We start from the raw sequence: 13,977 nt of genomic DNA, 5'->3' as shown, positions 1-13,977 counted from the left end.
TCAGCGTCTCAGACTATTTTCCAGACAGCGCATCAATGCCTGTTTCGCGTGGAAAATCCGGGTCTTGATGGTGCCTAGGGGAACCGCCTCGACTTCCGCGATCTCCGGGTAGGTCATGTCCTCCAGAAAGGCCAGACGCACCGCAGAAAGATGCGTTTCGCTCAACTTCTGAAGGCAGGCGTGCAGTTGCGCCTTCTCGGCCGCCGCAATAGCCGCGGCTTCGGGGTTGGGTGCGGAATCCTCCACTTCCGGGACCTTCTCCACATAAGACACCTTGCTCCGCCTGCGAATCGCATCAACCAGCTTGTTCCGCGCAATCGAGAAGAGCCAGGTTTTGACACTGGATTTTCCCGCAAAACGGTCCGCTGTGCGCCACACATCCAGCATGGTGTCATGCACACAATCGGACGCCAGTTCCTCATTTCCGCAGCGCGACACGGCAAAGGCATAGACCGCGTTGTTATAGCGAAGATAGAGCGCCCGCATGGCACGTTTGTCGCCCGACGCCACGTCCCTTATCAGATCGCTGTCATCCATTGGTGCCATTCCGCTCCGCTTTCGGGATCGTCAGATGAGGCCCCTCATCCGGCCAGGGCGCGTTCAACTCTTAAGCGAAGCGGTTGGAGGGGTCAAAGTGATCCCGGCGATGGCAGCGCTAGTCCGACAAGGCCGATCACGATGGGACTTGAAAAGCAGGACCATTTTGAGCTGCGGGATCATACGGTTAGGATGGTCGATACTGGCGGAGGCTCAATGCGCAAAATTTCCCGCGCAGCATTCTGTTTCTGCTGTATAAATTCCGAAAGCAGAACCTTCATACCACCTCAACATCGAAGAACGCTCAACTCGACCCGTCAGTCCTTCAAGCACAGGGCAATCAGAGACTGACGAAGAACTGAATTATGACCGCATTTGCAAGATCGACGAAAACGCTGAAACGAGCGGCAGGAGAATGAATGCCAGCGGTGCCGGGCCATAGCGCTTTGTGACCGAGGACATGTTGGCGATTGCCGTGGGGGTCGCCCCAAGCGTGAAACCAGCGAAACCCGCGCTGAGGACGGCCCCTTGATAGTTGCGCCCCATGAGGCGGAAAAAGATCACCAGAATGAAGGCAACGGTCATCACCATTTGCAGCACAAGGACGGCCAGAATTGGCCCGCCCAGTTCGACCAACGTCCAGAGTTGAAGGCTCATCAACGACATCGCGAGAAAGACCGAGAGGCAATAGTCCGAGATGACCGCGAGCGATTTGGTGCGCGCAGGCCATGTGATCCTGGGGAGCAGGAAGGGCACCGTATTGGACATCGCGATCCCCACCAACAGACAGGGCACAAACAGCGGCAGTTTCACACCCGCCGCGATGATCCAAAGATGCAGCATGTACCCCAATTAGATCGCCACATGGACCGCAAGCATCCCGCGCATCAGACTGACGTGGTTGATCAGGTCGTCAGGGTTTTCCTTGTCCTCAAACTCAAGCCCGACAATCGGTGCCTCCATCTGTTCGGCCTTGAGGTCATTGCGGCCGATCAGCCGTTTCGCAGTCGGGCCGCCCAGCACCGCTGCAAGGATCAGCCCCAGCGTGGCAGCGGCAACCCCCATCTCGGGTGCGGCACCGAACCCGGTCAGCTCTTCGATCTGCGGACCCCACGCGATCGCCGTGCCATGCCCGCCGATCAGCGACGCAGAGCCGGCCAAAACGGATGTGGCCGCCGGCAATCCAAAGAGGCTCACCCCAACCAGACCAATGACGTTTTGCAACACCATGAACGTGAGCGTCAATGCCAGCAGGAGCACCAACAGACGCCCGCCTCTGAACAGATCAGATATGCGCGCGTTCAACCCGATGGTGGCAAAGAACACCACCAGAAGATAATCCCGCACTTCAAGATCAAAGGTGATCTGCCGGCCTGTGACTGCAAAGAACACCCAAGTCAGAACCGCAACGGCAAGACCCCCTGAGACAGGCTCGGGGATGTTATAGTCTCCCAAAAACGCAATCTTGCGGGTCAGGAAGACCCCAAGAAAGAACACGACGAAACCAAGTGTGACCGAGACAAATGCGGGTACGATGATCTCCGGCATGACGCCTCTCCCTCAGCCTCGATCCATAGGGTCTACCCTTCCGCCGTTTCCGACTGGTTCACTTTGAAGAACATCGTGTAGAGCGCGGGTACAACGATCAGGGTCAGGATGGTTGCAAAGCTCAGCCCGCAGATGATCACCACAGCAAGGGATTTGAAGAACGGGTCCCAAAGCAGCGGCACAACGCCAAGCACCGTGGTCAAGACACCCAAAGAGACAGGGCGCACACGGCTCACGGCCGCATCCACCACGGCGGACATGCGTGCCTTCCCATCCTTGATCTGGGAATCTGTCTCATCAATCAGAACGATGGCGTTCTTGATCAGCATCCCCGTCAGCGACAGAATGCCGAGGATGGCCATAAACTCCAGCGGCGTCTGTGTCCCGGCCAGACCGTAGATCACCCCGATCAACGCCAATGGCACCACCAGACAGATGATGATCGTCTGCCGCCATGCGTTGAACAGGAACAGAACCACGATGAACATCGCCCCAAATCCCAGCGGCATGGTGGATGCAAGCCCGGCGTTGGCTTCCTGACTGCTGCCGTACTCACCTTTCCATTCAAGGCTGTAGCCGGGCGGCAGTGTAATGTTCTCAATCGGTTCCTTGACCTTGTCGAACAGATCACCTGACAGGACACCCGGCGCATTGTCCGACTGCGCGGTGATGGCCAAAGCACGGTCAATGCGGCGCAGGTTGCCTGCTTCGAAAACAATGTCGAAGCTGTCCACAACCTGAGAAATCGGGATGTAGCCGCCGATCGCGGAACTATACACTTGGATGTCGCGCAGCTGAGCAATGTCGTCTCTGGCCTCTTCCACGGGGCGCATCACGATATCGCGCAATTCATCCTGTTCGCGATACACGCCCAGTGTTGTGCCTGTGAGATGACTGTAGATGGCGTTGGAAATCTCACCCTGTGTCAGCCCCAGACGGCGGGCGTTTTCGGTATCAATCACCGGACGCACCACCTGCACCTGTTCGCGCCAGTCGTCTTTCACGGCGACCGCACCGGCCTCAGACATGATCGTTTTGGCCTGCCCAGCAAGACCGCGCAGAACGGCGGGGTCAGCGCCGAAGAAACGCGCCTCAACCTTCGACCCGCCGCCCGGCCCAAGCACGAACTTCCATACCTTGGTGTTGGATTCCGGATATGTCTCATCGATATGCGTTTGCAGATCCGTACGCAGGTCATCGATGATGGAATAATCTTCCACATCGACCAGAACCTGCCCGTAGGCTGCATTGCCGTTTTCAGCCTCGTAGATCAGCATGAAACGCAGGTGACCGCCGCCGACAACCGTATTTGTCCCTGTCACACCCTCAAGACCACGCGCGTACTCTGCGATCTCTTTGAGGTCCGCTTCGGTGCGGGTGATGTCTGCGCCTTGCGGCAGGAAATAGTCGATCACGAATTGATCGCGAGTCGAAGACGGGAAGAAGCCCGGCGGCACAGCGCTGAACATCGCAACGGCGGATACGAAAAGCGCCACAGTAATCCCAACTGTGATCCAGCGGACCCGGATCGCAAGCGACAGCAAGGATCGATATGCTTTGAGGACCGGGTTCTCCCCGGCCTTACCATCCGTCTTGCCCTGCTTGAGCAGAACCGTGCAGTAGTATGGCGTCAGCCAGATCGCGACGAGCCATGAGAACAAGAGCGCAATGCCGATGGTCCAGAAAAGGCTGCCTGCGTATTCACCCGTGTTGTCGGGTGAAAAGCCGATGGGAGAAAACGCAAGGATGCCCACAACCGTCCCGCCCAACAAGGGCCACATGGTTTGCTTGACCACGGCGCGTGACGCTTTGCCCGCATCCTCTCCGCGTTGAACACGCACCAGAGTGCCTTCGACGACGACAATGGCGTTGTCCACCAACATCCCCAGCGCGATGATCAATGCCCCAAGAGAAATGCGTTGCATGTCCAAACCGTACATGTACATCCCAAAGAGCGTCCCGGCGATCGTGACCAGTAGAATGCCCCCCATCAGAATCCCGGAGCGCAATCCCATGAAGATCAGCAGGGTCCCCACAACAATGGCCAAAGCCAGCCCGACATTCACGACGAAATCATCCACGGAAACCTTCACGGCCGCCCCCTGATCCGAAATCGGCAGCACGTTGATCCCAATGGGTCGTTCATCCAGCAGTTCCGCGATCCGTTCTTTGACCGCGTTGCTCATGTTCACCACATTGCCGCCACGCGTGTTGGAAATGCCCAGCCCGATGGCGGGCTCCCCATTGCGGAAAAGCAGCGTGCTTGCAGGTTCCTTGAGCCCTCTTGAGACCGTAGCGATGTCACCCAGCCGGAAGGATGTTCCCGACTGCCCATTGCTGATCAACAGGTTCTTGATCGCGTCAATAGACCCGACCGCAGTTTCCGGCCTCACTGTCAGACGCGACATGCCTGCCACCACAGACCCCGCAGGTGTCACAAGGTTCTGACCTTCAAGAAGTTGCTGGATCTGTTGCGGCGACAGCCCCAGTTCGGTCAAGCGCGCAGGGGCGTATTCGACGTAGATCACCTCTTCCTGCACACCGTTCAGAACGACCTTTGACACCCCATCGACGGTCACCAGTTCGCGTTGCAGATCTTTGGCATATTCATAGAGGTCGGAGATCGTGAACCCCTCCCCCGTGATCGCGTAGTATTGCGCATAGACGTCACCAAAATCGTCAAAGACCCGGGACCCAAGCGCGTTGGGCGGCAACTGCGACTGCGCGTCAGAAACCTTCGCCCGCATCTTGGAAAACGTCTGATCAAGTTCGGTATATGTGGGCGTCTCGGCAATGGTGAATTCGACCGTGACCGTGCTTAATCCCGGTGCCGAAACCGATCTTACCTCATCAATGCCCGGCAGCTGTTGCAGGGCATTCTCCACCACGTCGGTGACTTCCTCGGCTACTTCTTCGGCTGAGGCACCTGGATAGGGTGTTACAATCTGCGCTTGGCGGATGACGAATTCAGGGTCTTCAAAACGCGGCAACGCCGTGTAGGCGAAGTATCCCGCCAAAAGGATCAGAACCGTCGCAACAGCGGAGATGAGGCGCTTTTCAAGCGCGAAACGAGCCAGATCCATTGTTTAGTTCCCGACTTGCGTGATCGGACGTATGGTCATGCCCTCGATGATTTCGCTGACCCCGGCAGAGACGATTGTATCACCATCGGAAAGCCCGTCTTCGATCACGACCATTGTGCCACGCGCCTCGCCAAGTGACACCATCGCAGCGGAGACCACGCCTGCATCATCAACCACCCAGACAAAGGGGGACCCATCAGCCTCCGATGCGATTGCGGACAGCGGTGCGGTAACCTGCACCGCGGCTCCTGGCGCCGAGGAAACCACGCTTGCCACCATTCCGGGCAAGATGAAGGCGTCTTCCGGCACTGTCACGGAGACCCGGCCCCGGTATGTCTGCGTCGCCCTGTCGGCCTGCACAGAGAATTCAACCAATTCCGTTTCGAATTCCTGCCCCGGTAAGGAGTCAAAAAACGCAAGGTTCTTTATCGTGCCTCGACCATTGCGGGTCAGTTCCGTGACATCAAGACTGGGGATGTCGAAGGCAAGATGGACCACGTCGAGCGCCTGTAGCAAGACGATGCTCTGGCCCGCCGAGACGTTGGAGAAATTCTCAATGTCGCGGCGCGCGATGATGCCATCGAAGGGGGCCTTTAGGGTGGCATCCGACAGGCTGTCTTGCGCGACCTTGATCTGCGCATCGATCCCCCTGAGCGCAGCCTCGGCGCCCGCAATCTCTTCCGGGCGGCCACCGATCTCACCGATCCGCAACTGCTCTTCCTGTGCGCGCAGATTGGCCTGTGCGACACGGGCATTGGCCTGCGCGCTTTCGACCTGCGCTCTGGTCGCGACGCCGCGCTCCAGCAGGGCCTCCGCCCGCACAAGTGCTTCATCGGCCTGCTCAACCTGTGCCTGAGCTGATTGCACCGCCGCTTCCAACGCTGCAATCTCTTCGGGCCGTGCCCCTGCGCGCAACGCGTCAAGCTGGGCAACCGCCTGTTCCCGACTGCTCTGAAGCTGGGTGATCTGGTTCTCAAAATCGCGGGTATCAATCTGGGCAATCGTATCGCCTGCGACAACTTCGGATGCGGCACGTACGGGCAGGTCAATGACCTGACCGGAAACCTTGAACGACAGCTCAATCTCGCGGGATGGCAGAACGACAGCCGGATACCGGCGTGACACAGTCTCCTCACTCGCTGTGACCTGCGTTACCTTGGCCGGGCGCGGCGTGCCCTCTTGCGCGGTCGCTCCAGCAGCGCTCAACACACCAATTAACCCAACGATACCTAGAATGCTGCATCGACCCATCGCGGTTGCTCCTGACTATTCTCTGTGTCTCTATCCCAATGACCAAAAGCCTAAACACAAAGCGGAAGACACACCATGGGTGCCATTCAGCAAATTCTCCTTGGCACCGCGTTTCTGACCTTCGGCGCAGTGTTCCATGTCGGCGCGATTGCGTGGAGCATCCCGTACTTCTCAACGCTGGCGCAATTCCTTGACATGGCCCGACACCCCAGATTGCGTTCCGCCCTGTTGCTGACGTTTGCCGTTTTTGTGCTGGTATCTGCGCATACGGTACAGGTTTGGACCTGGTCGGTCGCCTTCCTCTGGATCACCGATTTGCCTGACTTGGCGGCCAGTTTCTACTTTGCAACCGTTACCTATACGACACTTGGCTACGGCGACATTGTTCTGGATGCCGACTCCCGTATTGTCGCCACGTTTTGCGCGATCAACGGTCTGCTGACGTTCGGGATCAGCACGGCGCTGCTGGTCGGCGTCGTCGGTCGTATCCTGCCGGATGTCTCAGCGGGTTCCCCGAAGGGTTAAAACTCAGATGTGGTAGCCCTCTTCACACCGGAACAGCATTGCGATCCCCCATTGCCCGAAACACGTGGCAGGCCGCTTGATTGGAAGGAAAGCTTGCTGGCGGAGGCTCAGTCCGCCGAATAATTTGCATAAGCTACTAAATCTAAATATATCTGAAAAAGCATCTATTATATGTACCACAAATAATACCTCAGCACATCAGCAAACTCAGGCACATCAGTCGAGCTCGATTTGTCCAAATCTTTGAGTTTTGAGCACGACAGCACAATCGATCACCCTGTTAAAGGGCTATGAAACCTAGATGATCACTGATGAGATGACGAGCCAGATTTGCGCAGCTTCTTTCAAACGACGCAATTGAAATCAAGAAATGCGGAAACTCAATCAGTAGTTTCAAAGTGTTGTTCCCATTGCCCTATTCTGAGCTCCTCAACCGTCAGAACAACTGTATGTAGAAAACAGACCGTCAAAGGTATTCTAACCATCAAAGGCCAGACACGGGTTCAACGGCCAGCTTCAAGCTGCTAGGGTAGGCAAATGATTGAAACGAGGGCGTTGTGAGAATTCTGATAGCGGACGACCATGAACTTGTGCGCGAAACCATCGCGGCGTTTCTGGAAAGCGACGGCAGTTTCAAGGTTGTGCAATGCGCCGACTTGATGAGCGTTGAAAAGGCATTGGTTGCCCATGATCCCTTTGATCTGGTCCTTCTCGATTACGAGATGCCGGGTATGAACGGGCTTGAAGGGCTGGACAAAATTCTGGAGGCCACGCGCCCCAGACCTGTCGCCCTGATCTCTGGCTCTGCCAATAAGGCGATTGCCGAAGAAGTGTTGGAACGTGGTGCGGGCGGCTTTCTGCCCAAAACCATGGCCGCCAAGTCTTTAGTCAATGCCATCAAGTTCATGGCCATGGGTGAACAGTTCGCCCCAATCGACTTTATGACCAAGGAAGATGAAGAAACGGCGCATCCGTTGAAAGAGCTGCTGACCGCCCGGGAGCTTCAGGTCTTGTCCTGCCTGACCCGTGGCTTGGCCAACAAGGAGATCGCGCGCGAGATCGACCTGCAGGAAGTGACGATCAAGCTGCATGTCAAAACGCTGTGTCGCAAGCTGGACGCCAAGAACCGCACCCATGCGGCGATGATCGCGAAAGAGGCCGGTCTGTTCTGACCGGCCCCTGCGCAGGGTCAGAGGGCGATCCCATCCAGCACGTCATAGTAGAACTGTGATTGCAGGCCGGAATGGTCGTCCAGATCAATCCAGTGGTTTCCCAGATCAATCCGCACGCTGAAATCCGCGTTCTGGGTGACGTGCATCTCTAACCAAGTCTCGCGGCTCTCGCCGTTGCTCAGCACATCGAAGGCCCGCAGATCCAGACGGTCGTTCTCACCACCGGAATGGGTGTAATCGCGGATCGTGTCGGTGGTGCCATCCACGTCAGACGTTCGGAACACGAACCAGTCGGTATCCGCCCCGCCCCAGACCTCATCCGCGCCTGTGCCCATCAGGATCTTGTCGCGGCCGTCGCCCGCCATGATCGTATCATCGCCCCGACCCGCATTGATGTAGTCGCTGCCTGATCCACCGTCGATGAGGTCATTCCCATCACCGCCGTAAAGCTTGTCCTTGTCCGCGCCGCCGTGAAGGTGGTCATCCCCCGTGCCGCCTTTGAGGATGTCGCGTTGGCCGCCGCCGGACAGCCAGTCGTTCCCGGATCCGCCAATCAGCTGATCCACATCGGCCCCGCCGGTCAGGACATCGTCCCCGGACCCGCCATCAAGCGTGTTTTCCCCAAAAAGGTCGGTGAGCGTGTCATTGCCGGTGCTTCCTTCAAGTAGGTCGTCGCCCGTCCCGCCTTCCAGCGTATCGTCCCCGATCCCGCCGTTCAGCAGATCGTTGCCCTGCCCCCCTTGCAAAAGGTCCGCCCCTTCGCCGCCGCGGAGTGCGTCTGCGCCATCTCCACCTGCAAGGTCATCATCGCCTGTTCCGCCGACAAGATGGTCGTCCCCGTCCCCGCCAAACAGAACATCATCGCCAGCGCCAGAAGCCAGAACATCATTGCCCTGTCCACCGTCCAACGTGTCAAAACCCGAACCGCCATTGAGATCGTCATGTCCTGTGCCTCCGTCAAGATAGTCATGGCCTGAACCGCCATGCAGACTGTCATTTCCTTCGCCACCCTCAAGGCGGTCGTTCTCTTCGGGCATCAGATTGCCCAGTGGATCGTAGCGGTTGCCGTCGGCATCATATGTGTAGATCACCACGGGACCGGTTGGATTGGCGTTGCCGCCGAAAAGCGCATCGTCACCGCTGCCGCCCATCAGCGTGTCATTGCCGCTTTGTCCTGCCAGCGTGTCTTGCCCGAGGCCACCGTCCGCGAAATCCGCGCCTGCGCCGTTGCCAATGTCATCATCATAGCTGCGGTCGGCGTCTGCAGTCTGCACCACACCAAGGTTGCGGATCAGCACGGAGGCTGACGTGTCCACCTCTGTAAAGGGGTCCATCGCGCGCGGATCGGCGGTGCCATCATTGGAGTAAGAGCGCGGGCTGGAGGCCATCAACTCAAGCGTCACAGTGCCCACGTCAGGATCGCGCACAACCTTGTAGATACCGCCCGCGCTTCCCGTGGCGTCATTCATGTCATGATCGCCGCTGTTACCCGCTACATAGAGGTTGCCATCCGCGTCATGGATTGCCGCGCCGAAAGTGATGGCGGGCACTCCGGCCTGCATCACGCCGTCGATCAGCGTTCCGGTCACGGTGAAGGTCTCAAACACAGGCGCGCCGCCGGACGGCACCGCAGAAACATCGATCTGGTAAAGCGTGCTTGGCGCACCTTCGCTGGAAGGCCGCGTGACGCCGTAGAAGGACTCCGTTTCAGCGTCGTAAGCAACATCCCACAGCTGATCGGTGATCATCGACTTGGGGAACTTGAACGTCTGGGTAGCCATATTGCCATTGGCGTCCACGGCATCGACATCAATCATTGTGATCTGATCCATGCTGGACTGGAACGCCCAGAGATTGCCATCTGCATCAAAGTCACCCGTCCATGAGCGATAGGGCGTATGGCCCACCAGATAGCTGTCGCCTGCAGCATCCAGCATGACCAGATCGCTGCTGCTGACGGCATTGCCCTGACTGTCGACCCCATTGGAGACGGCCAGACCGTAGATCAGGTTGTCTTCAACATTGAAGCCAATGGCGTTAACAGTCACGGTCGCGTCGCTGCCCGCCTGGGTATAGGTGCCCTCCACCGGGTCAAAGACCTGCAGGGTGCCGTTGATGACCTGATAGATGTTGGACTGCCCTTCGGCGAAGGCCTTAACGGTCACATCAGCGCCGCCGATCTGCATGTCTTGGTCGTAGTGATAAATCGGGCCATCGGTATCGATGACCGGCCCCTGATCCGCCGTGCTGTCGATGGACCGGAAGGTCAGCGCGCCGGGGCCGCCGGTGCCGGTGAAATTCACGCTATGGGCAGAGAACTCAGCGCTGTTGGTGTCAAAACTGTCGATGACAACGCCGTTCCACAGCACCTCTACCGCGCCGCTGACCGATTGCGCGCCGTAGTTCGCGGCCAGATCAAAGCTAATGCCATAGGTCTCCCCGGCCAGCGTCTCAATGGATTGGGTCATGCTGGTGTGGCCGTCGCCTTGCGCGTCAATCGCCCAAGCGCCGGTTTCACCATATTGGGCAAAGCTGGTGGCGTTCTGTGTGCCGTCCAGCAAGTTCTCATTCGAGAAGTCACCATAGGTGCGGTCATCACCGTCGCCGGAGGTGATCGTATCATCCCCGGTCAGGCCAAAGATCGCGTCACTACCGTCAGAGCCGGTGAGCGTGTCGGCAAAATCTGTGCCAAGCACAGTTGGGTTTTGTGTAGATGTAGGCATGTGTTTACTCTTTCAAATACAGGGTTGGGGTGGAGTGCTGTGGCATCCGGCTACCAGCCGATGCCATTGATGTTGGGGGCGGCCGCCGCATCATCTTGGATGCGCACCAAATCGATCACTGGCACCGGGCCAGCATCGGCAATGGCCTGTAGGTAGAGCGGGTTGGCGTGCGTCACGATCAACGCCTCCGCATCTTTGGCCACTTCCGCAGGGGTCGACCGCAACATGCCGGGCAGATCAGCGGCCAAAGCCTGCAGCCCGCTGCTGCCGTGGCGCACATAGGCCAGCTGCCCCTCCAGCGGGGTCTGGGCGGTGATGGCCGGATCATGGACCACAACCTTCACGCCCTCTGCGTTGAGGACGGCAATCACCTCCAGAATCGGGCTTTCGCGCAAATCATCCGTGCCGGGTTTGAAGGCCAGACCAAAGACGCCAACGGTCTTTGCTCCGGTTGCCCGCACCATGCGGATCGCCTCTTCGACATGGGTCTCATTGGAGGTGGTGAGGCTTTCGATCAGCGGCAGGCTGACGCCTTGTTCCTTGGCGATATGCGCCACCGCACGGACTTCCTTGGGCAGGCAGGAGCCGCCAAAGGCAAAGCCGGGTTTGAGGTAATAGGGTGACAGGTTGAGCTTGGTGTCTTGCACAAAGACATCCATCACATCATGGCTGTCGACCCCCAATGGCTTGCACAAACGCCCCACTTCATTGGCAAAACACACTTTTGTCGCGTGCCAAATGTTGTCGACGTATTTGACCATCTCAGCCGTCTCAATGGAGGTGACGATGGGCGTGGGATCAACGGCTTCGAAGATGCGCGTCAGGATGGCAGCACTGCGTTGATCATTGGCGCCAATAACCGTCTTGGGCGGCGCATAGAAGTCTTCAATCGCCACGCCTTCGCGCAGGAATTCAGGATTGAAACAGACACCAAAGTCCTCGCCCAGTTTCAGGCCGCTGACTTCTTCAATGATCGGGGCCATGAACCCCATGGTCACCCCGGGCGGGATGGAGCACCGCATCACCACCACATGGTAGGCGTTCTTGCGCCGGAGCCCTGCCCCAATCGCGCGTGCCGCTGCATCAATATAGGAATGATCACAGCCGCCATCCGCGCTGGTGGGGGTGCCAACGGAGACGAAGGTCACATCGGTGTCCACGACCGCTTGCTCAAGATCCGTTGACGCCGTGACAAAGCCATCGGCGACGCCCGCTTGCAGCATCTCTTCGAGATCCTGTTCATGGATGGGCGAGCGCCCCTCCCCGATACAGGCGACCTTCGCGGGATCAATATCTACCCCGATGACGCGATGTCCCAGGCTGGACAAACAAGCCGTGGACACCGCGCCGACATAGCCCAGCCCGACAACAGAGATGGAGGGTTTCTCTTGGATCACCCGCAAAGGTACTGCGGTGGCAAGGGCGGCGTATTGGGGGTGGATATCAAACATTTACAGTCTCCTAATCAATCTCTGAAGACACCGTATCCACCTGTTTTATATAAATATATTTCGCCAAAGACTACTTGAAGCATCTTGGGTATGCCCCGCCTATGCTTTGGGATAGCGGCCCAAAAAGAATTGATCGGAGACAAAAAAAAACGGCGCCGGGGGGGACGCCGTTTGAGGTGGTGTGAGAGTGCTTATTGTTTTTGGTTTATGCAGCTTCATCGCGCGCGTAGATGTCTTCGTAGCGCACGATATCGTCTTCCCCGAGGTACGCGCCGGTCTGCACTTCAATGAGATGCAGTGGCACTTTGCCCGGATTTTCCAAACGGTGGATTTCACCAAGGGGAATGTAGACAGACTGGTTCTCCCCCAAGAGTTTCACGTCTTCGCCCACAGTCACACTGGCCGAACCCGCCACCACGACCCAATGCTCTGAGCGGTGCACGTGGCTTTGCAGGGACAGGGCCGCGCCGGGGTGGACCACGATCTGTTTTACCTGAAACCGTTTGCCCAGAGAGAGCGTTTCGAAATGCCCCCACGGGCGGTGATCTTTGGGGAACTGCTCGGCCTGTTTGACCTCTCGCGCCTTGAGGGTTTTCACCGCAGTTTTGACCGTCTCACTGCAGGACATATCCGCCACGAGCACCGCATCCCCCATCGCAATCGCGCTGATCCCGTTCAGCCCAATACCCACCAGTTCAACACCATCACTGTCAGACCGCAGCAACGTGTTTTCACACCCGATCGCCGTGGTGTTTCCAGTCTGAACAACGCCATGCGCGTCCGCCTCGCCCCGCTCCCAGACCGAAGACCAGCTGCCCATGTCAGACCAGCCGCAGGCCAGCGGCACGACGCTGAGGTTTCTGCTGTTTTCCATCACCGCAAAATCAATCGAGATGTCCTGGGCCGTCTGATACGGTGTTTCATCGAGACGGATGAAATCGAGATCGTGGCGTGCGCCATCAACTGCACGGCGACAGGGCATCATCAGACCTGGGCAATGGGCCTCAAATGCGGCGATGATGTCCTTGACGCGGAACATGAAGATGCCTGCGTTCCATAGATGGTGACCTGACTGGGCAAAGACAGAGGCCAGATCGGCGTTTGGCTTTTCAACGAAGGCTTTGAGCGGCACCACGCCATCTGTCTGCGCCACCACCTTAACTTCGGTTTCGAGATAGCCATATCCCGTTTCGGCGCGGGTCGGTGTGATGCCAAAGGTCACCAGATCACCCGCCTGCGCAGCCTGCTGGCCGGTGGCAACGGCGGCAAGGAAAGCTTCGGTGTCGTCAATCGCATGATCTGATGGCATGACCAGCATCATCGCGTCCGGCTCCTGCTGCAGGCTCAGGGCCGCGACCAGAACGGCAGGCGCGGTGTTCCGACCTTCGGGTTCGATCATGATGCGCGCGCCCTCGACGCCCTCAGCGCCCAATTGTTCGGCCACGATAAAGCGGTAATCCGCATTGGTGACGATCACCGGCTTGCCAAAGTTTGCGTGCTGAACACGCGCAACGGTTTGTTGAAACAGGCTGCGGTCAGCGTCCAAAGCCACAAACTGCTTTGGGTAGCTTTTGCGCGACAGTGGCCACAACCGGCTGCCGCTCCCACCGCATAGGATAACTGGGTAAATCATTGTTCGTCTCCTCTTACTCACACACTTAGAGAGCGCGGGCCAATCCCGCTTGAT

8 protein-coding genes and 1 pseudogene are annotated in these 13,977 nt (G+C 58.0%); 2 read left to right on the top strand and 7 right to left on the bottom strand.

Features of this window, described 5'->3' with window-relative positions:
* The 4 genes and pseudogenes from Q1A91_RS17175 to Q1A91_RS17160 form a co-directional block, all read right to left on the bottom strand.
* Window positions 1–546 carry a sigma-70 family RNA polymerase sigma factor gene (locus Q1A91_RS17175; protein ID WP_299880237.1) on the bottom strand — a complete coding sequence of 182 codons (546 nt, stop codon included), beginning with the start codon at window positions 544–546 and terminating at the stop codon, window positions 1–3.
* Between the two features lie 354 nt (window positions 547–900).
* A pseudogene (gene gltS, locus Q1A91_RS17170) lies at window positions 901–2,085 on the bottom strand (sodium/glutamate symporter).
* Window positions 2,086–2,117: 32 nt separating this feature from the next.
* Complete coding sequence (locus Q1A91_RS17165) at window positions 2,118–5,168, bottom strand: efflux RND transporter permease subunit (protein WP_299880234.1); 3,051 nt, start codon at window positions 5,166–5,168, stop codon at window positions 2,118–2,120.
* A 3-nt stretch (window positions 5,169–5,171) separates the two neighbouring features.
* Entirely contained in the window at window positions 5,172–6,419 is a 1,248-nt protein-coding gene (locus Q1A91_RS17160) for an efflux RND transporter periplasmic adaptor subunit (protein ID WP_299880231.1), read from the bottom strand.
* A 75-nt stretch (window positions 6,420–6,494) separates the two neighbouring features.
* Here Q1A91_RS17160 and Q1A91_RS17155 point away from each other — a divergent pair, with 75 nt between their 5' ends.
* Window positions 6,495–6,944, top strand: a complete 450-nt coding sequence (locus tag Q1A91_RS17155) for an ion channel (protein WP_299880229.1) — start codon at window positions 6,495–6,497, stop codon at window positions 6,942–6,944.
* A 557-nt stretch (window positions 6,945–7,501) separates the two neighbouring features.
* Entirely contained in the window at window positions 7,502–8,116 is a 615-nt protein-coding gene (locus Q1A91_RS17150; protein WP_299880226.1) for a response regulator transcription factor, read from the top strand.
* A 17-nt stretch (window positions 8,117–8,133) separates the two neighbouring features.
* Here Q1A91_RS17150 and Q1A91_RS17145 read toward each other — a convergent pair whose 3' ends face one another.
* From Q1A91_RS17145 to Q1A91_RS17135, 3 genes are all read right to left on the bottom strand, one after another.
* The gene (locus Q1A91_RS17145) at window positions 8,134–10,839 is read right to left on the bottom strand and encodes a calcium-binding protein (protein WP_299880221.1); all 2,706 of its coding nucleotides are present in this window, start codon (window positions 10,837–10,839) and stop codon (window positions 8,134–8,136) included.
* 50 nt (window positions 10,840–10,889) lie between these two features.
* Window positions 10,890–12,290, bottom strand: coding sequence for a nucleotide sugar dehydrogenase (locus tag Q1A91_RS17140; protein WP_299880218.1), 1,401 nt, complete (start codon window positions 12,288–12,290; stop codon window positions 10,890–10,892).
* A 205-nt stretch (window positions 12,291–12,495) separates the two neighbouring features.
* Entirely contained in the window at window positions 12,496–13,923 is a 1,428-nt protein-coding gene (locus Q1A91_RS17135) for a mannose-1-phosphate guanylyltransferase/mannose-6-phosphate isomerase (protein ID WP_299880214.1), read from the bottom strand.
* Between the last annotated feature and the right edge of the window lie 54 nt (window positions 13,924–13,977).

Origin of the sequence: uncultured Sulfitobacter sp. (assembly GCF_947500075.1) — a bacterium.
Taxonomy (GTDB): Bacteria; Pseudomonadota; Alphaproteobacteria; order Rhodobacterales; family Rhodobacteraceae; genus Sulfitobacter.
The sequence above is the reverse complement of the archived record's forward strand: the minus strand, read 5'-3'. Positions and strand labels throughout refer to the sequence as shown.

What these genes read in the sequence shown, in the direction of transcription:
- Q1A91_RS17175 (WP_299880237.1), bottom strand. Translation starts at nt 546, where the DNA reads ATGGCACCAATGGATGACAGCGATCTGATAAGGGACGTGGCGTCGGGC.
- Q1A91_RS17165 (WP_299880234.1), bottom strand. Translation starts at nt 5,168, where the DNA reads ATGGATCTGGCTCGTTTCGCGCTTGAAAAGCGCCTCATCTCCGCTGTT.
- Q1A91_RS17160 (WP_299880231.1), bottom strand. Translation starts at nt 6,419, where the DNA reads ATGGGTCGATGCAGCATTCTAGGTATCGTTGGGTTAATTGGTGTGTTG.
- Q1A91_RS17155 (WP_299880229.1), top strand. Translation starts at nt 6,495, where the DNA reads ATGGGTGCCATTCAGCAAATTCTCCTTGGCACCGCGTTTCTGACCTTC.
- Q1A91_RS17145 (WP_299880221.1), bottom strand. Translation starts at nt 10,839, where the DNA reads ATGCCTACATCTACACAAAACCCAACTGTGCTTGGCACAGATTTTGCC.
- Q1A91_RS17140 (WP_299880218.1), bottom strand. Translation starts at nt 12,290, where the DNA reads ATGTTTGATATCCACCCCCAATACGCCGCCCTTGCCACCGCAGTACCT.
- Q1A91_RS17135 (WP_299880214.1), bottom strand. Translation starts at nt 13,923, where the DNA reads ATGATTTACCCAGTTATCCTATGCGGTGGGAGCGGCAGCCGGTTGTGG.